General features: G+C 73.1%; 19 protein-coding genes. 5 read left to right on the top strand and 14 right to left on the bottom strand.

The annotated features are described in order from the left end of the window. Positions 1–73 precede the first annotated feature (73 nt). On the top strand, positions 74–1,279 hold the full coding sequence (locus FNX44_RS09030; protein WP_143647478.1) for a trypsin-like serine peptidase: 1,206 nt from the start codon (positions 74–76) through the stop codon (positions 1,277–1,279). A 99-nt stretch (positions 1,280–1,378) separates the two neighbouring features. Here the strand turns inward: FNX44_RS09030 and panD are convergent, their stop codons facing one another. The 9 genes from panD to miaA all read right to left on the bottom strand — a co-directional run bounded on the left by panD (position 1,379) and on the right by miaA (position 11,885). Continuing rightward, complete coding sequence (panD, locus tag FNX44_RS09025) at positions 1,379–1,798, bottom strand: aspartate 1-decarboxylase (RefSeq protein WP_143647482.1); 420 nt, start codon at positions 1,796–1,798, stop codon at positions 1,379–1,381. Between the two features lie 157 nt (positions 1,799–1,955). Then, positions 1,956–2,198 carry a DUF5302 domain-containing protein gene (locus tag FNX44_RS09020; protein ID WP_143647477.1) on the bottom strand — a complete coding sequence of 81 codons (243 nt, stop codon included), beginning with the start codon at positions 2,196–2,198 and terminating at the stop codon, positions 1,956–1,958. Positions 2,199–2,308: 110 nt separating this feature from the next. Then, entirely contained in the window at positions 2,309–3,721 is a 1,413-nt protein-coding gene (locus FNX44_RS09015; RefSeq protein ID WP_143647476.1) for a DEAD/DEAH box helicase, read from the bottom strand. Between the two features lie 314 nt (positions 3,722–4,035). Next, a complete protein-coding gene (locus FNX44_RS09010; protein WP_143647475.1) occupies positions 4,036–5,178 on the bottom strand; it encodes a site-2 protease family protein in 1,143 nt (380 codons plus the stop codon). A 145-nt stretch (positions 5,179–5,323) separates the two neighbouring features. Then, positions 5,324–6,808: a GTPase HflX gene (hflX, locus tag FNX44_RS09005; protein WP_143647474.1), complete on the bottom strand. Its 1,485-nt coding sequence runs from the start codon at positions 6,806–6,808 to the stop codon at positions 5,324–5,326. A gap of 218 nt (positions 6,809–7,026) precedes the next feature. Further along, complete coding sequence (locus tag FNX44_RS09000; protein ID WP_143647473.1) at positions 7,027–9,228, bottom strand: RelA/SpoT family protein; 2,202 nt, start codon at positions 9,226–9,228, stop codon at positions 7,027–7,029. Positions 9,229–9,436: 208 nt separating this feature from the next. Continuing rightward, positions 9,437–10,306: a diaminopimelate epimerase gene (gene dapF, locus FNX44_RS08995; protein WP_143647472.1), complete on the bottom strand. Its 870-nt coding sequence runs from the start codon at positions 10,304–10,306 to the stop codon at positions 9,437–9,439. An 86-nt stretch (positions 10,307–10,392) separates the two neighbouring features. Next, positions 10,393–10,845 carry a hypothetical protein gene (locus FNX44_RS08990; RefSeq protein WP_143647481.1) on the bottom strand — a complete coding sequence of 151 codons (453 nt, stop codon included), beginning with the start codon at positions 10,843–10,845 and terminating at the stop codon, positions 10,393–10,395. Between the two features lie 104 nt (positions 10,846–10,949). After that, on the bottom strand, positions 10,950–11,885 hold the full coding sequence (miaA, locus tag FNX44_RS08985; protein ID WP_143647480.1) for a tRNA (adenosine(37)-N6)-dimethylallyltransferase MiaA: 936 nt from the start codon (positions 11,883–11,885) through the stop codon (positions 10,950–10,952). A gap of 187 nt (positions 11,886–12,072) precedes the next feature. Between miaA and FNX44_RS08980 the strand changes: the two genes are divergently transcribed. Beyond that, a complete protein-coding gene (locus tag FNX44_RS08980; RefSeq protein WP_143647471.1) occupies positions 12,073–12,690 on the top strand; it encodes a hypothetical protein in 618 nt (205 codons plus the stop codon). Positions 12,691–12,782: 92 nt separating this feature from the next. Next, a complete protein-coding gene (locus FNX44_RS08975; protein ID WP_143647470.1) occupies positions 12,783–13,037 on the top strand; it encodes an antitoxin in 255 nt (84 codons plus the stop codon). A 51-nt stretch (positions 13,038–13,088) separates the two neighbouring features. On the opposite strand, the gene FNX44_RS08970 is transcribed toward FNX44_RS08975, so the two are convergent. After that, positions 13,089–13,799, bottom strand: coding sequence for a class III extradiol ring-cleavage dioxygenase family protein (locus FNX44_RS08970; RefSeq protein WP_143647469.1), 711 nt, complete (start codon positions 13,797–13,799; stop codon positions 13,089–13,091). A gap of 116 nt (positions 13,800–13,915) precedes the next feature. Next, the gene (gene miaB, locus FNX44_RS08965; protein WP_143647468.1) at positions 13,916–15,418 is read right to left on the bottom strand and encodes a tRNA (N6-isopentenyl adenosine(37)-C2)-methylthiotransferase MiaB; all 1,503 of its coding nucleotides are present in this window, start codon (positions 15,416–15,418) and stop codon (positions 13,916–13,918) included. A gap of 168 nt (positions 15,419–15,586) precedes the next feature. On the opposite strand from miaB, the gene FNX44_RS08960 reads away from it, so the two are divergent. After that, the gene (locus FNX44_RS08960) at positions 15,587–16,753 is read left to right on the top strand and encodes a hypothetical protein (RefSeq protein WP_323369170.1); all 1,167 of its coding nucleotides are present in this window, start codon (positions 15,587–15,589) and stop codon (positions 16,751–16,753) included. A 62-nt stretch (positions 16,754–16,815) separates the two neighbouring features. Beyond that, positions 16,816–17,802, top strand: coding sequence for a TAXI family TRAP transporter solute-binding subunit (locus FNX44_RS08955; RefSeq protein ID WP_143647467.1), 987 nt, complete (start codon positions 16,816–16,818; stop codon positions 17,800–17,802). Here FNX44_RS08955 and FNX44_RS08950 read toward each other — a convergent pair. The 3 genes from FNX44_RS08950 to FNX44_RS08940 form a co-directional block, all read right to left on the bottom strand. Next, positions 17,792–19,393 carry an FAD-dependent monooxygenase gene (locus FNX44_RS08950; protein ID WP_143647466.1) on the bottom strand — a complete coding sequence of 534 codons (1,602 nt, stop codon included), beginning with the start codon at positions 19,391–19,393 and terminating at the stop codon, positions 17,792–17,794. The two genes, FNX44_RS08955 and FNX44_RS08950, sit on opposite strands and share 11 nt — an antisense overlap. A gap of 203 nt (positions 19,394–19,596) precedes the next feature. Then, positions 19,597–20,460, bottom strand: coding sequence for an amino acid ABC transporter permease (locus tag FNX44_RS08945; RefSeq protein ID WP_143647465.1), 864 nt, complete (start codon positions 20,458–20,460; stop codon positions 19,597–19,599). Next, positions 20,457–21,104 (bottom strand): amino acid ABC transporter permease, encoded by a 648-nt coding sequence (locus tag FNX44_RS08940; protein WP_143647464.1) that lies wholly within the window; start codon positions 21,102–21,104, stop codon positions 20,457–20,459. Before FNX44_RS08940 ends, FNX44_RS08945 begins: the two co-directional genes overlap by 4 nt. Positions 21,105–21,176 lie beyond the last annotated feature (72 nt).

Raw genomic sequence — 21,176 nt, 5'->3', positions numbered from 1 at the left:
GACACGACCCCGTCCGGACCCCGACGCCCCACCAGGGAGGCCGGACCAGCACACCCGCCAGGGAGAACAAGACATGCCAGCGACCCACGGGACGAGGCGCCGCCGCTCCGCGCTCGCCGCGGCCGCCGTACTCGCCGCACTCACGGTGACCGCCACCGCCTGCGGCCCGACCGACGACAACGCCGCCGCCAAGCCCGACGCCTCAGCGGACGGCAAGCCGGACGGCTCCGCCCGCGACGGCCTCGACCTCAGCCTGCCCAAGGACCTCCCCACCTCGTTGGAGGACCTCGACAAGTGGCGTGACGGCGGCTGGCGGAACTGGGACGAGAAGGACTGGCTGCGCGACGCGGCCGACTTCGTCAACCCCTACATCAAGGACCTGTGGAAGCCGGAGCGGATGCACGAGGCCGAGTCCGGCGACAAGGAGGTCACCGAGGAGGACATCGCCGCCGCCTCCACCTCCGCCGACGACCCGGCACCGCGCGCGGTACGCGCCCAGCGCGTGGCGACCCCGTACCACCGCAACGCCGCCCCGGTGGGCAAGGTCTTCTTCGACACCCCGAAGGGCCCGGCCGTCTGCTCCGGCACGGTCGTCAAGGACCCGCGCAACCCGGGGAAGTCCAACCTGGTCGCCACCGCCGGACACTGTGTGCACGGCGGCAAGGGCAAGGGCTGGTTCCGCAACATCATGTTCGTGCCTTCCTACAACGACCGCGGACGCCCGGCGAACCAGATCCCCACGGCGCCCAAGCAGCAGATCAGCCCGTACAAGCAGTGGTGGGCGACCTGGGCGCAGACCACCGGCTACTGGATCGAGCGCGGTGACGCCGTCAACGGCGCCGCGGGTGCCGCCCAGGACTTCGCCGTGCTCCAGGTCAAGGCGGAGGACGGTTCGGGGAAGTCGTTGGAGGAGACCGTCGGCGCCTCGCTGCGGATCAACTTCCGCGCGCCGCGCCCCGGCCAGCTCTCCGGCCTCAGCTCCTACGGCTATCCGGCCGCGCCGCCCTACGACGGCGCGCTCATGCACACCTGCACCGACCGACCCGGCCGGCTGACCGTCGACCCCACGCAGCCGCAGATGTACCGCATCGGCTGCACCATGACCGGCGGCACCTCCGGCGGCGGCATGTTCGTCACCGGCGCCGACGGCAAGGCGGAACTGGTCTCGGTGAACTCGATCGGTCCGCGCCCGGCGACATGGCTTGCGGGCCCGTACCTGGGCGGCTCGGCCAAGGGCGTCTTCGACGCGATCAGCAAGCGCTTCGCGGGCAAGAACTGACCCGGTACGGCAGACGGCCCGACCCACACCTGCGAGGTGGGGTCGGGCCGTTCGGCTGTGTGACGCCTGCCGCGTGACGCCTGCCGCGCCCCGCCGACGTCAGCGGGCGGCGGCCAGCGGGCTGCGCACCGTGTCGCTGCCGGGGACCGGCGCCGAGGCGTCGGTCCCGAGCTCGACGATCCGGTTGCCGGCGTCGACGTGCACCACGCGCGGCACGTAGGCACGCGCCTCGGCGTCCTCCATCTGCCCGTAGCTGATCAGAATGACCAGGTCACCGGGGTGCACAAGGTGCGCCGCGGCACCGTTGATGCCGATCACGCCCGAGCCGCGCTCGCCCTCGATGGTGTACGTCTCCAGCCGGGCGCCGTTGGTGATGTCGACGATGTGCACCAGCTCGCCGGGCAGCAGATCGGCCGCCTCCAGCAGGTCGGCGTCGACGGTCACGGAACCGACGTAGTTCAGGTCGGCCTCGGTCACCGTGGCACGGTGGATCTTGGACTTGAACATGGTGCGCAGCATGAGGAACTCCCGCTTTGACTGCTCCCTGCCTGCTTCGCAGGTCAAGGGCGTTCCTACGGAGCCTACAACGACACGCGCGCCAGGTCAGCCCTCTCGGCTGTTCCAGCGCTCACACCGACGGTGCCGACATCGCGGCCCGCCCGCGGGACTGATCGGCTCAGCCGCCGCTCTTGCGCCGGAACGACCGCTGGTTGGCAGCCGGGCCGTGGGCCGCACGCACCTTCGACGCAGCCGGGTTGGCGGCGGCTTCGGCCGCGTCCGCCTGCGCACCGCGCTTGCGCGCCAGGGCCTCGCGGAACTTGGCCTTGAGGTCGTAGTTGCCGTCGCCGTCCGGCGCCAGAGGGGACGCCTCGGGGCCGGCCGGCTCCGAACCTTCCGGGGTTGCGGGCTCTGCGGTCATGGTGGCCTCCTGGTTTTCGGGGTGATCAAGCACAGCTTGTCATGCCTGGCGCCCGCGCCGTCATCCCGCACCGTCCTCGGCCCGGGCTCTCGCCGCCAGGTGAACGGTTCTCAGCCGCTGCGGCGTACGCGGGCGGCCTTGCGGGCCTCGGCGAGCTTGCGGGCCTCGGCGGCCTTTCGGGAACTGCCACCGCCGCGGGAGGGGCTCTTGCTGGTTCCGAGGCCGCGGAAGGGCGCGTTGCCGTTCTTGGGCCGGGTGCCGGCGGGCCCGCCGTCGAGCGGAATGCCGGACGGAGCCCTGGCCCCGGTGATCCGGCTCAGCTCCGCCTCGCCCGAACGCACCCTGGTGACGGTCGGCTCGATGCCGGCCCCGGTCAGCATCCGCGTCGTCTCGCCGCGCCGGCCGCCTTCCACGAGCGTGACCACGCTGCCGGACTCGCCGGCGCGGGCGGTGCGGCCGGCCCGGTGCACATAGTCCTTGGGGTCGGTGGGCGGATCGACGTTGACCACGAGATCGAGATCGTCGACGTGCAGGCCACGGGCCGCGACGTTGGTCGCCACCAGAGCGGTGATCCGACCGTGCTTGAACTGCTCCAGGGTCCGCGTGCGCTGCGGCTGGGATCTGCCGCTGTGCAGGGCCCCGGCGTGCACCCCGCTGGCCCGCAGATGCCGGGTGAGCTGGTCGACGGCGTGCTTGGTGTCGAGGAACAGCAGTACGCGGCCGTCGCGGGCGGCGATCTCCGTGGTGACGGCGTAGCGGTCAGGGCCGTGGACGACCAGCACGTGATGCTCCACCGTCGGGGCCGTACCGGCGGAAGGGTCGACGGAGTGGACGACGGGGTCGTGGAGGTAGCGGCGTACCAACTGCTCGACGTCGCGATCCAGCGTGGCCGAGAACAGCATTCGCTGGCCGTCGCGGTGCACCCGCTCGAGAGCGTCGACAACCTGCGGCAGGAATCCCAGGTCGCACATCTGGTCTGCCTCGTCCAGCACGGTGATCCTCACCCGTCCGAGGCTGCAGGCGTTGCGTTCGATCAGATCGTGCAGTCGTCCGGGGGTGGCGACGACCACCTCGGCTCCCTCGCGCAACGCGGCGACCTGCCGGCCGGTCGACACGCCGCCGACGACCGTGGCCATCCGCAACCGCAGTGCCTCGGCGTACGGTGCCAGCGCCTCGGTGACCTGTTGGGCCAGCTCCCGGGTGGGCGCGAGGATCAGAGCGAGGGGCTGCTTCGATGGGGCACGCCGCCCGGCCGTGCGTGTCAGCAGCGGCAGGCCGAAGGCGAGCGTCTTGCCCGACCCGGTGCGCCCGCGCCCGAGGAGGTCGCGCCCCTCCAGGGCATCGGGGAGAGCGGCGGCCTGGATCGGAAAGGGCTCGCGTACCCCGAGTCCGCTCAGTGTCCGCAGCACCTCCGCCGGAAGCCCCAGCTCGGCGAAGGAGACGGCCGGGGGCCGCGCCGGCGTCGTGCCCCCGGGCTGGGCGGGGCCGCCGGGAGCGATGCCGGAGTCGTCGGGATGCTTCATGGACAGCCTTCCGCAGGGGGAACGTACCGAGGAAGGCCCGGCAGGACGGAACAGCCCACGCAAGCGGGACCGAACAGGCGGTATCGCCCACCGCGACGACCACGCAAACGCACGACGGTAACACGGCGGGCCCCGGCGGACGGCGCGGGAGACCCGCGTCCGCTGATGCCGACGCCTCGTCGCCGGCGTCCCCGCGGAGGCCACCCCGGTCTGCCCGGCCACGTTGGAGGGGCGCGGATCTCCGCCCGCGGTCCGAGCAGTTCCGAGCCTGTCGACAGAGGAAGGGTCTGCATCGATGCCCGGACCGCAAGAACTCATCGCCTGTCGCGGGTCGCCGTGAGCCAGGTGAATGCTCTGCTGATGTCCGTCTGGGAGACGATGCCGACGAGGGCATGGCTTTCCCGGTCCAGGACGAGCACCCGGCTCTCGCCGGCTCCGGCGAGTCGTGACAGGACATCGGTGACGGGCTCATCCGGAAACGCGGTGGTGACCTCGTCGATCGGGGCCATCACCGCGGCGAGGCTCGTGGATCCCCGCTGCGGCACGGGCACTCGGTCGACGCGGGCCACCGTCACCAGCCCGACCGGTGATTCCTCGGCGTCCACCACGGGGAACGCCGTATGCCGGTACTGGCCGAAGGGCGCGCCGGCCAGGAACTGCTCGACGGTCGTCGTCGCGGGCACGGTCACCGGGTGGGGCGTCATGATGTCGCGCGTCCGGATCCCGGCGAACACCCCACGCAGCTGCGCCTGGCGGCCCTCGGCGGTGGCGGCGGCGATCAGGAAGCCGCCGATCAGGGCCATCCACAGGCCCGCGAAGGTGCCGGTGACCAGGATGGACAGAAAGCCGTAGGCGACCAGCAGCCAGCCGAAGCCGCGGCCGGCCGCGGCGGCGATCACCGTCGACCGCACCGGGTCGCCGGTGAACTTCCAGACGACCGCGCGCAGCAGCCGACCGCCGTCGAGGGGCGCGGCGGGAATGCTGTTGAACAGGGCGAGCAGGATGTTGATCGCGGCCAGCCACGCGACGGCCTCGACCAGCGGGCCCGGTGCGGCCAGCACGTCCAGCCAGACGGCAGACGCCGCGAAGAGCACGCCGAGCACCGCGCTGGTCAGCGGCCCGACCCCGGCGACACGCAGTTCGACGCCCGGGCTCGGCGTCTCGCTTCTGAGCCGGGCGACGCCGCCGAGCATCCACAGCGTCATGTCCTCGACCTCGATCCCGTTGCGCCGCGCGACGATGGCGTGCGCCACCTCGTGGGCCAGGATCGAGGCGACGAACACCACCGCCACCAGCAGTCCCAGCACCCAGTACACGGCCGTCGGGTAGTCGGGATAGAGGCGGACGAGCCGTCCCCCGGCGAGGGTGACGGTCACCAGCAGGAAGATGACAACAACGCTCCAGTGGACGGCCACCCGGACGCCCGCGATCCGTCCCAGCGTGAATGTGCCTTTCACCGTCCGCCTCCGCTCGCCACTCGTCCAGGCCGTGGACCCACACGGGACCGGGTACCCCGGATCGCGTTCGGTCCCCGGCGGCTCGGCGGGAGAAGCGAACGGGACCCCACCCGGTGGGTGGGGTCCCGTTTCCGCGCGGCGGGCCTCAGACGGTGTGCGGGCGGAGGGCCGCGGCCAGTTCCTCGTGGACGCGGGCGCGCAGGCGGGTGCCCTCGGCGGTGTGCTCCTCCTCGAGCACCTCGCCCTCGGCGTGCACCCGGGAGACCAGGCCGCCGTCGGTGTACGGCACCAGAGCCGCCAGCTCCACCGCGGGCCTGGGCAGCTCGCGGTCGATGAGGTCGAGCAGTTCGTCGATGCCTGCCCCGGTGTGCGTGGAGACGGCGATGGCGTGCCGCTCGGCGCGCAGCAGGCGCTGCACGACCAGCGGGTCGGCGATGTCGGCCTTGTTGACGACCACGATCTCCGGCACGTCGGTGGCTCCGACGTCCCTGATGACCTCGCGGACGGCCGCCAGCTGCTCCTCGGGCGCCGGGTGCGAGCCGTCGACCACGTGCAGGATGAGGTCGGAGTCGCCGACCTCCTCCATCGTGGAGCGGAACGCCTCGACCAGGTGGTGCGGCAGGTGCCGGACGAAGCCGACGGTGTCGGCGAGGGTGTAGATCCGGCCGCTGGGCGTCTCCGCCCGCCGGACGGTCGGGTCCAGCGTGGCGAACAGGGCGTTCTCGACGAGGACGCCGGCGCCGGTGAGTCGGTTCAGCAGCGAGGACTTGCCGGCGTTGGTGTAGCCGGCGATCGCCACCGACGGCACCTGGTAGCGGCGCCGCTCCTGCCGCTTCACGTCGCGGCTGGTCTTCATCTCGGCGATCTCGCGGCGCATCTTCGCCATCTTCTCGCGGATGCGCCGACGGTCCGTCTCGATCTTGGTCTCACCGGGACCACGGGTGGCCATGCCGCCGCCGGACGAGCCGGAGCCGCCACCGCCCATCTGCCGGGACAGCGACTGACCCCAGCCGCGCAGCCGGGGCAGCATGTACTGCATCTGGGCCAGCGAGACCTGCGCCTTGCCCTCTCGGGACTTGGCGTGCTGGGCGAAGATGTCGAGGATCAGGGCGGTGCGGTCCACCACCTTCACCTTGACGACGTCCTCCAGCTGGATCAGCTGGCCCGGGCTCAGCTCGCCGTCGCAGACGACGGTGTCCGCGCCCGTCTCCAGCACGATGTCGCGGAGTTCCCGCGCCTTGCCGGAGCCGATGTAGGTGGCCGGGTCGGGCTTGTCACGGCGCTGGATGACGCCGTCGAGCACCATCGCCCCGGCCGTCTCGGCGAGGGCGGCCAGCTCGGCGAGGGAGTTGTCGGCCTCCTCGGCCGTGCCGGACGTCCAGACGCCGACGAGCACCACGCGCTCCAGCCGCAGCTGCCGGTATTCGACCTCGGTGACGTCCTGAAGCTCGGTGGAGAGGCCTGCGACCCTGCGCAGCGCCGCGCGCTCGGAGCGGTCGAGCTGGTCGCCGTCACGCTCGTCGCTGAACCCGTTACCCCAGGCGACGTCCTCTTCCATCAGGGCGTCGGCCCGGCGGTCGGTCTCGGTGCTGCGCTGGCCGCGGTGCGAAAGGGAAGAGGAGAAGGTCATCGTGTCCTAACGTCGAGAGTGCGTGAGTGCTGTGGAGTGCTTCCGTCGGAAGTGTCCCTGACGGGGCAACGCGCCGGCGCGGTGGTTCATTCCCGTTCCGCCCAGGAGGCGGTGCGGGAGCCGGCGGTGCGGGCTCGGGTTCCCCGCGACGCGTAGATGGTCGCACGCCGGAGCCGGCCCGTCACCCGCTTAATCCCGGCCGTCGTGTCGGCTCCCGCTCAGAGGGCGGGTTGCGCGGCTCGGAAGACGTCGTAGACGCCGGGCACCTCGCGCATGGCGCGCATCAGCGCGGGCAGCTCGGCGGCGTCCTCCAGCCGGAGGGTGTAGGTGTGCCGGACCCGTTGCTGCCGGGGCGGTTCCACGGCGGCGAACAGCACGGCGGCGCCCTGGACGGCGATGGTCTCGGTGAGGTCGGCCAGCAGGTGCGGGCGGCCGAAGGCCTCCGCCCGCAGCGTCACCCGGCAGGAGGCGTCGGCGCTGGGCCGCCAGCGCACCGGCACCGGGGCGCGCCCGGTGCCGGCCATCCGGGCCACCGAGGCGCAACCCTCCCGGTGCACGGTGACGGCGCCGCCGCGCACGGCGAAGCCGGTCACCGGGTCCGGGGGGACCGGCGTACAGCAGCGGGCCAGCCGCACGGGCCGGTCGGGCAGCCCCTCGGCGACGGCCGCCGACTCGGTGCGGGCGGTCCTGCGGTCGCCGCGTGGCGTCTCGGCGGCGGTCGGCTCGGCGACGGCCGGGGCACCGGCCGGGTCGGCGGCGGCCGGGTCGGCGGTCACCTCGGGGGCGGGCGGTTCGCCGGAGGTGGCTTCGGTGGCGGTCGCATCGGAGGTGGTCGGCTCCGGGGCCTTCGGGCCGGGGCCCGGCTCCTCCGGGTGGGCCTCCAACCACCGCCGGATGGCCAGCCGGGCCGCCGGTGTGCGGGCGTGCTCCAGCCAGTCGGGGGACGGCCCCGAGGCGCCGCCCTCGGCGGCCATCAGGAGCTGCACGGCGTCACCGTCCCGCAGCACCGTGCCCAGCGTGGTGAGGCGTCCGTCGACCCGGGCCCCGACACAGCGGTGGCCGTTCCCGCCGTGCCGGGCGTAGGCGGCGTCCACACAGGTCGCGCCGGCGGGCAGGTGCAGGGTGACTGAGTCGGCGGTGCTGCCGAGCTCGGCGACGAAGACGGTGATCTCGCGATCCTGGGCGAGGTCGTCGCGCAGTTCGGCCCAGAAGGTGTCGGGGTCGGGGGCGTGGCTCTGCCACTCCAGCAGCCGGGAGAGCCAGCCGGGCCGGGTGGGGTCGGCGCGCTCGCCGTCGGTGTCGCGGTCGGCTTCGGCGTCCTCGGCGCCGTCCGTGCGGTGCGGGTCGCCGAGCGCGATCACTCCGGCCTCGGCGACGCGGTGCATGCGGTGGGTGCGGACCAGCACCTCGGCCACCCGCCCGGAGGAGTCGGCGAACGCGGTGTGCAGCGACTGGTAGAGGTTGAACTTGGGTACCGCGATGAAGTCCTTGAACTCCGAGATCAGCGGGGTGAAACAGGTGTGCAGTTCGCCGAGCACCGCGTAGCAGTCGGCCTCCTCGCCGACCAGGATGAGCAGCCGCCCGAAGTCGCAGGGGCCGAGCCGGCCGCGTTTGAGGCGGTAGCGGTGCACCGAGAGGTGGTGTCGGGGTCGGATCAGCACCTCGGCGCCGACGCGCGCCTCCCGCAGCACGCCGCGGACCACCTCGGCCAGCTCCTCCAGCGGGTCGGGCTCCTCCCGGTGGGCGCGGATGAGGGCGTCGGTGCGGCGGTGCTCCTCGGGGTGGAGGATCTCGAAGACCAGGTCCTCCAGCTCCGTCTTCAGCGCCTGCACCCCGAGTCGTTCGGCGAGCGGGATGAGCACGTCGCGGGTGACCTTGGCGATGCGCGCCTGCTTCTCCGGCCGCATGACGCCGAGCGTGCGCATGTTGTGCAGCCGGTCGGCGAGTTTGATCGACATGACGCGGACGTCGCTGCCGGTGGCCAGCAGCATCTTGCGGAACGTCTCGGGCTCGGCGGCGGCGCCGTAGTCGACCTTCTCCAGCTTGGTCACGCCGTCGACCAGGTACGCGACCTCGTCACCGAACTCGGACCGTACCTGATCAAGCGTCAACTCGGTGTCCTCGACCGTGTCGTGGAGCAGCGAGGCGGTGAGCGTGGTGGCCTCGGCGCCGAGTTCGGCCAGGATCAGGGTGACGGCGAGCGGGTGGGTGATGTAGGGCTCGCCGCTCTTGCGCATCTGGCCGCGGTGGGAGGACTCGGCGAGCACGTAGGCGCGGCTGAGCGCGTCGAGGTCGGCGCCCGGGTGGTGTCGGCGATGCGCCTGGGCCACGTGTTCCAGGGCGTTCGGGAGGCCGCCGCGCGGGGTGGTGCCCAGCAGGGCCGCGCGCCCGAGTTTCCGCAGGCTCCTTACCGCGCTCATCGGCAGCCCCCTCGAGGTGTCGCACCATCAGTTGCCTGATGCTACCGACCTCACCACAGACGGCTGACAGGCGTCCGGAGACCGTGTCCGGGATCACTCCATCGAGCGAAGTGTAGTCGGTCCGGGCGGTCAAGAAGGCGACGCCTCCGCACAGTTGGCGGGGCGTGGTGGGTGAACGGGTCCCGATAGTCCGTCGCGGGGCGCCCGTTCAGTGTCGGAGCAGCGCGGGGTCCACGATTCCCTCGGCGACGATGACGGCCGGGCCGGTCATCTCGACCTCCCCGTCCGGGTGCTCGGTGATGAGCAGCCGTCCGCCCGGCACGTCGACCGTGTAGGTCGCCGGTCGGCCCTCCGCCGCCGGGTCGACACCGTCCCGCCGGGCCGCCGCGACCATCACCGCGCAGGCGCCGGTACCGCAGGAGCGGGTCTCCCCCGAGCCGCGCTCGTGCACCCGCAGCGCCACGTGGTGCGGGCCGCGGGCCACCACGAACTCGACGTTGGTGCCCTGCGGGTAGGCCTCCGCGGGGGTGACGCGCGGGGCGTCCAGCAGCGGGCCCGCGTCGTCGAGTTCGTCGACGAACACCACGGCGTGCGGGTTGCCCATGTTGACGTTGCGGGCGGGCCACTCGCGCGCGCCGACCGCGACGGTCACCTCGGACTCCGGGAGGCGCGCCTTGCCCATGTGGACGGTGATCGAACCGTCCTCGTTGATGCTCACCCGGCGCACTCCGGCGCGCGTCGCCACGGCGAGGTCACCGGTCTTGGCGAGCGCCATGCGCTCCAGGCAGTGCGCGAACACCCGCACGCCGTTGCCGCACATCTCGGCGACGCTGCCGTCGGAGTTGCGGTAGTCCATGAACCACTCGGCGGTCTCCGCCATCGAGCGCGCCTCGGGGTGGGCGGCGGAGCGCACCAGCCGCAGCAGCCCGTCGCCGCCGATGCCGGCCCGACGGTCGCACAGCCGCGCCACGTCGGCGGCGGTCAGGTCGAGCCGACCCTCCGGGTCGGGAATGATCACGAAGTCGTTCTCTGTGCCGTGTCCCTTGAGAAAGGTGATCGGCTGGGCTGCGCTGCTCACGGCACGATCGTACGGGAGCGACGAGAGCGAGGCGGCCGCCGGCGGCGCGCGGCGCGGCGTGCGTCCGGCGGGGCGCTGGGAGCGGCTCAGCGCAGTCGGGCGACGCGCCAGATCGCCAGCAGCACCAACGTGCCCACGATCACCGCGTACAGGGCCACGATCCGCCAGTCGGCGCGTTCCCTGGAGCCGCGCGCGGGCAGGCCCGGCCAGGCCAGTCCGACCCGGCGCGCGGCCATCATGCCCCAGCCCGCCGCGCAGCAGCTGATGAGCAGTCCGAGCATCGCCACGACGGCGCCGCCGTCGCCGAACTCGAAGGCGAGCGGGAAGGCGAACATCAGCGAGCCGACAAGCGCCAACGCCACGATCGGCGCGACCTGCCAGAGCCTCATCTTCCGCGGCGGACGCAGCTCGGCGTAGGACTCGCCGCCGTCCTGGTACGTCGGTTCGCCCTCTCTCAGGACGTCCCGCCCGTCGTCCGACGGCAGAGCGTCGTCCAACGGCAGAGCGGGGTCGTCGCCGTCACGAGGGCCGGCCTCCATCGCCACGCGCCCTCCCAACTCCCGGCATTGCGGCTCGAGCGTCGATGATGGCACGTCCGGTGCCCCCGTCCGGCCTGTCTGAGCTTCCCGATGCCATCACGTGATCAGGCTGTGACCGGGCGCTCCAACAGGGCGACGGCGCGTTCGGCCAGTTCGCCCCGATCCGCGGCGGCGCCGCTGAGCCAGCGCACCCGCTGGTCCTTGCGGAACCAGGTGTCCTGGCGGCGGGCGAAGCGTCTGGTGGTCCGGACGGTCTCCGCGCGCGCCTCCTCGAGCGTGCAGTCGCCGGACAGCGCGGCCAGTACCTGCTGGTAGCCGAGCGCCCGTGACGCGGTCAGTCCCTCCCGGAGTCCGAGCTCCGCCAGTTCCTCGACCTCCGCGACCAGTCCCTGCTCCCACATGCGGTCCACCCGCGTGGCGATGCGCGCGTCCAGCTCCGGTCGGGCGACGTCGACGCCGATCTGGAGCGTCCGGTACACCTCGCGTCGGGCTCCGGGCGCGGGCAGGTTGGCGGTGAACGGCCGACCGGTGATCTCGATGACCTCCAGCGCGCGCACGATGCGGCGGCCGTTGCCGGGCAGGATCGCGCGGGCGGCCTCGGGGTCGGCGGCGGCCAGCCTCCGGTGCAGCTCCCCTGGGCCGACGTCGGCCAGTTCGCCCTCCAGCCGGGCCCGGACGGCCGGATCGGTGCCCGGGAACTCCAGCGCGTCCACCGCCGCGCGCACGTACAGGCCCGAGCCGCCCACCAGCACGGGGGTGCGGCCCTCCGCAAGCAGTCGGTCGATCTCGGCGCGCGCCATCCGCTGGTACTCGGCGACGCTGGCGGTGACCGTCACGTCCCACACGTCGAGCAGCCGGTGCGGAACGCCCTGCCGCTCCTCCTCGGTCAGTTTGGCGGTGCCGATGTCCATGCCCCGGTAGAGCTGCATGGAGTCGGCGTTCACGACCTCGCCTCCCAGGTGGCGGGCGAGGGCGACGCCCAGGTCCGACTTGCCTGCGGCGGTCGGGCCCACGACGGTGACGACCTGCGGCGCCCCCACGGGTTGCGGCGCGTCGGCGGGCTGGGGCAGGTCGGCGGGGTTGCGTACGGAGTTCACGCCCCAAGTGTTTCAAACCGCGTGCAGCCCGAACGAGCGACGTGACGGCCGCGGGCTCGGCTTCGTTGCCGTTGCGGGGTCCCGTCACTGGCACGCGGTGCCCCTCAGCCGAACAACCTTTGGAGTGGTCATGGGCATTTTCTCCTGGCTTCACGGCAAGCGCCGGAGCACCGGGGCGGCGGCCGGAGAGCCGCCGGCACCGGAACGCCAGGGCGACCAGCGGTCCGACGAGGCGGCCGACGGCGAGCAGCCCACGGTGACGACGCCCGCCGCGGACGAGGCGGCGGCGTCCGAGCGCTCCACCGAGCGTGCGGAAACCACCGCCCGCACGGCGGACGAGGGCGCGGCCCAGGGTGCGGAAGCGTCGGCGACCACCACGACGGCCGACGTCGACGCCGACAACAACGACGGCAAGACCGACAACAACGACGGCAAGACCGACAACAACGACGGCAAGACCGGCGCGGCCGACGGCAAGACCGGCACGGCCGAACCGCAGCGCGGCGCCGCCTCCGACGAGGCCGGCGAGAGCGCGCCGGCCGAGGCCGTGGCGGAGGACCGCGCGGAGGCCATCGAGGCGGACGCGGAAAGGGCCGAGGCGGACGGGCCGGATACGATCAAGGACGCCGCGGACGCCGCGCCGGAGGTTCCGGCCGAGGAGGCCGCGGACGAACGCGTGGGTATCCCGCAGCAGCAGTCCGCGCGGCGGGCCGCCGACAGCACGGCGGGCGACGGCGCGCGCCCCTAGTTCTCGTCGGGCCCGTGCGGCGACGGCCGGGACCGCCGTCTCCGGCCGAACCCCGTCGATTCACGGAACCCATCCAAGGGAAGGTGACCACCATGGGACTCATGGACAAGGTCGGCAAGGTCAAGGACCTGCTCGGTCAGCACAGCGACAAGGTCGGCGAGGGTCTGGAGAAGGCCGCCAAGGCGGTCGACTCCAAGACCAAGGGCAAGTACAGCGACCAGATCAAGACCGGCACCGAGAAAGCCAAGGAGGCCGTGGGCCGCCTCTCCGAGGAGGACAAGTCCGAGGGGAAGACGGACGGGAAGTCCGAGGGGAAGACGGACGGCACCGGGCGCAAGGACGCCTGAGGACCGCCGGGCGGGGCGGGACGGCTGCGAGCCGCCCCGCCCCGCCGCCGTTCAGGACCAGGCGGCGACGAGGTATCCGACGCCGTAGGGCGCGCTGTCGTACAGCAGCTCACCGCCGAGGCGGGCGCCGGACGCCGCCCCGGCGAGCACCTGCCATGGGGCGCGGCCGGAGACCAGCAGTTCGGCGGCGAGCCCCGCGTCCAGCTCCGCCAGTGCGGCGGCGTCCGCCGCGCCCAGCGCCCGGGCGAGCGCCGCGTCGAAGTCGGCGGCGCGCTCGTCGAGGTAGCCGGGGGCCTTCAGGGTGCGGCAGGCACTGCCGTCCCCCATGACCAGCAGGGCGACCCGCTCGGCACGGTCGGCCAGTTCACGGCCCGCGGCGGCGCACTCGGCCGGCGGTGCCTCGCGGAAGGCCCCGTGTCCGACCACGGGCGTGCCGTTCCAGGAGACGCGTTCGAGCAGCCGTCCGGCAACGGCGAGCGAAGCCGGCAGCGGCCGCGGGCCGCCCGCGCCCTCCCCCAGCGTCGTGTCCAGGTCGACGCCGAACGCGGCGAAGCCGCCCCGGCTGCCCGCCGGGTACTCCCCCGCCTCCTCGGCCGACTCCACGGGCCCGATGGTGACCAGCAGGTCGGGGCGGGCGGCGGCGACGACGGACAGCGCGTCCGCGCACGCCGTCCGGGCCTCGTCGAGCTCTCCGGCCGCACCGGCGGCCAACTCGGGTACCAGCAGCGGCGGGCAGGGGCACATGGCAGCGGCGACAAGCATGATCGCAGCCTAGGCGCTTACCGCCCGGCCCGCCGGTCCACCACCGCCACCCGGCGGCTCACGACGAGCCGGCCCGGGCCGGTACACGGCGGTGCGGGCCGGACACCGCCCGGCGCTCAGCGCGCGGCGCAGCCGTCGACGGCCGGCGGCAGCGGCTCGGGGACGCCCACCTTGGGCAGACCGAGCAGCACGCCGCCCGAACCGCTCTGCTCCGGGGCGGCCTGCCGGGCTTCCCAGGCGTCCCCCGCACGCGTCCGCCGCACGCTCTTGGTGGGGCCCTCGGCGAGCAGGTGGTGCGGCGCGGCGTAGGTGATCTCGACGGTGACCATGTCGCCGGGGCGGACCGGCTCGTCGGGCCGGGTGAAGTGCACCAGGCGGTTGTCGGGGGCGCGCCCCGACAGGCGGCGCGTGGCGTCGTCCTTGCGGCCCTCGCCCTCGGCGACCATCAGCTCCAGGGTGCGGCCGACCTGCTTCTTGTTCTCCTCCCAGGAGATCTCCTCCTGGAGGGCGACCAGCCTCTCGTAGCGCTCCTGGACGACCGCCTTGGGGATCTGGCCGTCCATCTCGGCGGCGGGAGTGCCCGGCCGCTTGGAGTACTGGAAGGTGAACGCCTGCGCGAACCGCGCCTCCCGCACGACGTGCAGGGTCTCCTCGAAGTCCTCCTCGGTCTCGCCGGGGAAGCCGACGATGATGTCGGTGGAGATGGCGGCGTCCGGCATGGCGGCGCGCACCTTCTCGATGATGCCGAGGAACCGCTCCTGGCGGTAGGAGCGCCGCATCGCCTTCAGTACCCGGGAGGAGCCGGACTGCAGCGGCATGTGCAGCTGCGGCATCACGTTCTCCGTCTCCGCCATGGCGGCGATGACGTCGTCGGTGAAGTCCCTCGGGTGCGGGGAGGTGAAGCGGACGCGCTCAAGACCCTCGATGCGGCCGCAGGCGCGCAGCAGCTTGCTGAACGCCTCCCGGTCGCCGATGTCGCTGCCGTAGGCGTTGACGTTCTGGCCGAGCAGGGTGATCTCCGTGACGCCCTCGCCGACCAGCGTCTCGATCTCGTTCAGGATGTCGCCCGGCCGGCGGTCCTTCTCCTTGCCGCGCAGCGCGGGCACGATGCAGAACGTGCAGGTGTTGTTGCAGCCGACGGAGATCGACACCCAGGCGGCGTAGGCGCTCTCGCGGCGGGTGGGCAGCGTGGAGGGGAACGCCTCGAGCGACTCGGCGATCTCGACCTGCGCCTCCTCCAGCACCCGGGCGCGCTCCAGCAGCACGGGCAGCTTGCCCACGTTGTGGGTGCCGAAGACGACGTCGACCCAGGGCGCCCGCCTGGTGATGGTGTCGCGGTCCTTCTGCGCCAGGCAGCCGCCGACTGCGATCTGCATGCCCGGGCGCGACGCCTTCCTGGGCGCGAGCTGGCCGAGGTTGCCGTAGAGGCGGTTGTCGGCGTTCTCCCGGACCGCACACGTGTTGAACACGACGACGTCGGCGCCGTCCGATCCCTCGGGGGCGCGAACATAGCCGGCGTCCTCCAGGAGGCCGGCCATCCGCTCGGAGTCGTGCACGTTCATCTGGCAGCCGAAGGTGCGGATCTCGTAGCTTCGGCCCTGGGTGTCCTGCGCGGTCATGGACACAAGGGTAGGCGTTCCCGGAAGCGGCCCGCTCCGCCCTGTGGACAACTTCCCCGCCGACGCCTCGCGCGTCCCGTGCAACGGGCGTTGCCGGGGCGGTCCACGGGTGCCAGGCTGACGTGATCACGGGGGCCGGTGACAAGGGGTGGGGCGATCTTGGACGTTGTGGTGGTGGTCCACGCGCGGGACGCGGTGACGGACTTCCTGTCGGTGCTGGAGGAGACGCGCGACCGGGAGACAACCGTGCTGACGGTCGCCGCCGACGGCGCCTGCCGAGCCGTGCGGCTGCCGGCCCGCGGCACGACGGCCGAACGGATCGGGGCGCTGACCGCCGCCCGCACCGAGCGGCCGCACACCCACGCCGCCGGCGGCCCCCCGCCTGCTCCGGCGGCGTCGCTGGCGGACGCACTGGCTCTGATCGCCGCCGGGGGCCGCCCGTTGCGGGTGTGGACGCACTCTCCGGCCGACGACCGCCCGGACCGGCGGGCGCTCGGCCTCGCCGTCGCCCGGCTGGCCCCCGGCGAGGTGCGGCACGCGGTCGGCGCTGCGGCGCACCTGCAGTTCCTCGCCGAGGAGACGCGGCCGCTGGACGCCCGTCTGGTGGCGGCCAAGCTCGACTTCGTGAACCGGCACCACGCCGCGCTGCTCCACGACGACCCCCTCGCACCCAGTCTGGACACCGCCCGGCTGCCGTCCGTCGAGCGGTTCTTCCGCGCCGACCGGCGGCAGAGCGACCGGTTGTACGCGCTGATGTCCAGCCTGGGTGAGGACGCCGCCGAAGTGGCGGACCCGTGGGAGTTCGAGACCTCCGGCTACGAGGCGGAACGGCTCGACGCCACCACCGCCTGGATCAGCCGGGTGTGCCCGCCGGGCGCCGAACCGCTCGTGGAGCTGGGCGCGTGCGAGGGGGCGCTGACCCGGCGGCTGGTCGACAAGGGCTACTCGGTCGTCGCGACCGAACCGAACGCCGTCTTCCGGGAGCGGCTGGCCCGCGGCGTCGACCGCGACCGGGTGACGGTGACCGCGGACGACCTGGCCGCGCTGGCCCGTGCTCCCCGCCGGGCGGGCGGCGCGCACCTGCTGGTGGAGATCCTGTACTACGGGCAGCCGCTGGAGCTGCTGGACCGGCTGCCGGGTGGGCCGCTGTTCGTCGCGCTCGCCCCTGAGCGGGTCTGTGACCTGCTGCGTCCATGGCTCGGGCGGTCGGCGGCGTGGGCGGCGGAAGAGGAGCTGACGCTGGTCGCGCCGCGCGTGGAGCCGGTCTGCGGCGGCCGGGCGTATCTGCGCAAACGCGGCAGCGTCGGCCTGCTGCTGCGCCGCCGCGACGGGTGATCCCGGGCCCGCCGCCCGACCACGTCTGCCGCGCACGGGCGGCGGATGGCAGGATCTGCCGCATGGTGGAGTTCGACCGACGCGCGCGCCGCGGCCTTGTCTCGCTGGTCGCGGCGGTGCTGGCGCTGGGGCTGCTGTGGTGGCTGCTGCCCGCCGGCAGCACCGGGCCGTCCGGCAGCGCGGTCTTCGCCACCGGCGCCCGCTCGGGCGTGTACGACCGGTACGGCATCCTCCTCAGGGAGCAGCTGGGGACCGAGTTGCCCGACGTCGACCTGCGGCTGCGCCCCAGCCAGGGATCGGTCGACAACATCGAGAAACTGGTGGCCGGGAAGGCGGACTTCACCATCGCCCAGGCCGACGCGGTGTCCGCCTACCTGACGGCCAAGGGGAGGGACGCCGACCGGCTGCGGGCCTGCGCCCGGCTGTACGACGACTACGTGCAGCTGATCGTGCTCGCCGACTCCCCGGTGCGGTCGGCCGCCGACCTCCGCGGGCTGCGGGTGGGCGTGGGGCAGCGGCAGTCCGGGGTGCGGCCGGTCGCCGAACGGCTGCTGCGGGCGGCCGGGCTCGACCCGGTCGACGACGTCACCCGGATCTTCGAGGGCATCGGCACGATGCCGCGGCTGCTGGAGGAGGGGAAGCTGGACGCCTTCTTCTGGACGGGCGGCCTGCCGACGTCGGCCGTCCAGGACCTGGCCGCCAGAACCGACATCCGGCTCGTCGAACTCGGTGAGCTCGTTCCCGCGCTGCACGCCCAGGACGCCCAGGCCAGGCACTACCGGGCGGCGGTGATGCCGGCCGACGCCTATCCGAGGGTGCAGGGCGGTCAGGCGGTGCAGTCGATCGCGGTCGCCAATCTGCTCGTCACCACCGACCGGGCCGACGCGGCGCTGACCGAGGGACTGACCCGGGCGCTGATCAACAGCCGGGACCGGATCGGCCGTCAGGTGCACGCGGCGCAGCGGGTGGATCTGCGCACGGCGATCTACACCGACCCGCTGCCCCTGCACGAGGGCGCCCAGCGCTACTACCGCGCGGTCAAGCCCTGACGTCCCCGGCCGCCGCCGCGCTGCCGCACTCGACGGCCGGCCGCTCGACCCCGACCCGGCCGCCGGTGACGGCCGTGACGCAGGTGCGCAGCGCCTCCTCGTGCACGCCCGGCAGCGCCGCCGCGAGATGACCGTCGGGCCGTACGACCAGCAGGGTGTGCGCCGGGGCGTCGGGGTAGGACTCGGCGACCAGGAGCTGCGTCGGCACGGGCAGTCCGCGGACCGTCGCGGCGAGTTCGGGCATCACCCCGGCGTTGAGCCAGTGCCGGCTGTCCCACACTCCGGTTCCGGGCGCGACGAGCACCACCAGCAGGTCGCCGCCGAGCCGGTGGGAGAGCGGTCGGGAGTCGCCGCTGAGCGCGGTCACGGTGACATCGGCGGCGCGGCCGCCCAGCGGTAGCGCGGCCGGCAGGCTGAGCCCGGCCGGTGGCGCGAGCGGCGAGGCGGCGTGCTCGGGCGGGGCTCCCAGGGCGCCGCGCCCGAGGTGGCCGTCGGTGAGCAGACCGAGCCGGTTGCGGGCGCCGCCGGGCAGCAGGGAGCGCAGCGGGCCGCCGCCGCGCACCAGCGGAAGTGCCTGGTCGACGGCGCGCAGCCGGCGGACGACGGCGCCGCGCCGCTCGGCCTCGTAGCTGTCGAGGAGGGTGTCCGCGCGGCCCTCGTGCCAGGCCATGGCGAGCTTCCAGGCAAGGTTCTCGGCGTCCCGCAACCCCTCGTCGACCGCCTGGGTGCCGAGGGCGCCGAGCAGGTGCGCGGCGTCGCCGGCGAGGAAGGCCCGGTCGACGCGCCAGTGCCTGGCCAGCCGCTGGTGGGCGGTGTGCACTCCGGTGTCCAACAGTTCGTAGGGGGTGTCGCTCTCCCCGGCGAGTACGGTCAGGGTCTCCTCCACGGACCGCAGCAGCGCTTCGGGGGTGACCAGTTCGCCCCGGGGCGGCAGCAGCCAGTCGAGCCGCCACACGTCGTCGGGAAGCGCGCGGGCGCACATCTCGGCGCCGGTGCCGGGGAGTTCCTGGTGGAGCACGGCTTCGTCGGGCCACGGCAGCCGCGCGCGCAGCGCGGCCACCGCGTGGCGTTCGACGGCCGTCCGGCCGGGGAACCGCACGCCGAGCAGCTTGCGCACGGTGGAACGGGCGCCGTCGCAGCCGACGAGGTAGGAGCCGCGCCAGGGTTCGCCCTGCCGCCCGGCCGTGTGGACCTGGATGCCGTCGTCGTCCTGGGTGAGGTCGACGACCCGCCCGGCGTGCTCACGGAGCACCAGGTCCTCGCCTCGGACGGCGCTGCGCAGGGCTTCGGTGAGGTGGTGTTGCGGCAGGTGCAGGGGCGCCTCGGCGGCCGTGAAGTCACGCTGTTCGACCACCTGGCCGCGGCGCAGCGCGCGCCAGACCATCCAGCGGGTGCCGGGCAACACGTCGGGGGCGACGAGCCGTTGGGCGAACGCGGCGGTGTCGGCCCGCAGCACACAGCTCCGCGCGGGGCGCTCCGGTGGCGGCCCCTGCTCGGCTTCCAGCAGGACGATCGGTACCTCCTGCCGGGCGAGCGCGAGTGCCAGTGCCAGCCCGACCGGGCCGGCGCCCACGACGATCACCGGTTCCACGGCGCCGCCCCCTCGTCCGCGGGGCGGCCCAGGCGATCCCGTTGCCGGGAGTTCGCCGGCTGTTGACGGCCCTGCTGCGTGATCACAACGGGTAGTGCAACCCAACGCCCGCCGACCCGTCAAGTGAGCACGGGGGCGCACCGCGCCGTCGGCGGAGGGCCTGCGCCCTCCGCCGACGGCTCACGGCCGGCCGGAGCGGGACGTCACTTCGTCTGCAGCGCGTCGTCCGCCTCGACGTCCGGTTCGGCCTTGGCGACCTTGATGCCGGTCTTCGCGCGCCGCCCGCGTGCCTCGATCCACTTGGCGATCCAGGCGAGCACCATGCACATCGCGACGTAGATCGTGCCGACGACCAGGATCACGACCACGTACGGGTAGTCGCCGTTGACCAGGTAGTTGCCGGCCAGTTGGCGTCCGACGTACAGCAGCTCCTCGTAGACGATGATGTAACCGAGCGAGGTGTCCTTGAGCGTCACCACGAGCTGGCTGACCACCGTCGGCAGCATGGAGCGCACCGCCTGCGGGATCTGGATCGTCAGCATGACCTGGCTCTTGCGCATGCCGATGGCGTAGGCCGCCTCGACCTGCCCCCTGGGCACGGCGAGGATGCCGGCGCGCAGCACTTCCGCCTGCACGGCGCCGTTGTAGAGCGTGAGACCGAGCACCAGCGCCCACATCGGTTCGGTGGTCAGGAAGCCCGCCCAGATCACGAAGATGGTGATCAGCAGCGGCACGGCCCGGAACAGCTCGATGAACGCGACGGCCAGCCAGCGGATCGGCAGGTGGTCGGAGAGGCGGGCGACGGCGAGGAGAGCGCCCAGCAGCAGGGAGAGCACACCTGCCAGCACAAACGCCTGGAGAGTGGCGATCATGCCGTCGACGATGCGGTCCGGGACACCCTCGTACTGGAAGATCTCCCACATCTCGGGCGCCAGTTGGCCGGTGCTCTCGATGCGGAGGAAGGCCCACACGACCAGGGCCACCAGGCCGGCGACACCGACGATGGACAGGACCCGGTTGCGCGCCCTGGCCTTGGGGCCCGGCACGTCGTAGAGGACTGAACTCATCGCGCGACCTCCAGCCGACGCTCGAGCAGCCGGAACAGGCCGCTGATGGTGAAGGTGATGACGAGATAGGCGAGGGCGACCCACATGAAGACGACCATGATGTTGTAGCCCATGTCGCTCAGGTCCTTCTGGACACCGAACAGTTCGGTGACGCTGAAGGCGCCGGCGATGGCCGAGTTCTTGGTGAGGGCGATCATGATGCTGCTCATCGGGGCGACGACCGTACGGGTCGCCTGGGGCAGCACGATGAGGGAGAGGGTCTGCCCGAAGGTCATGCCGAGGCTGCGCGCGGCCTCCGCCTGGCCCACGGCGACGGTGTTGATGCCGGAGCGCACCGCCTCGCAGACGAACGCCGAGGTGTAGAAGCCCAGCGCGAGCACGCCGAGCAGGTAGGTGCTCATGCCCGGGAAGAGCACCATCGGCACGATGAAGAAGGCGATCAGGAACAGCAGCACAAGCGGGGTGTTGCGCAGCAGCGTGACCCAGGCGGCGCCGAACGCGCGCAGCGGGGGCACGGGCGACACCCGGAAGCCGGCGATCACCACACCGAGCACCAGGGCGAGCACGGCACTGGCCGCCGTCAGCGAGATGGTGCCCAGGAAGCCTTCGCGGAAGAGCGCGAAGTTGTCGAGCAGTACGTTCATCAAGGTCTCCGCGGTTCTCCGCGCGGGCGGCGAGTTGGGTGGGCGGGACGGCACCCCGCGCGCCTTTCGGGG

It is taken from the genome of Streptomyces alkaliterrae, assembly GCF_007097205.2.
GTDB classification, from domain to species: Bacteria; Actinomycetota; Actinomycetes; order Streptomycetales; family Streptomycetaceae; genus Streptomyces; species Streptomyces alkaliterrae.
Note: the sequence above shows the minus strand (reverse complement) of the source record. Positions and strands in the feature narration are given on the sequence as shown.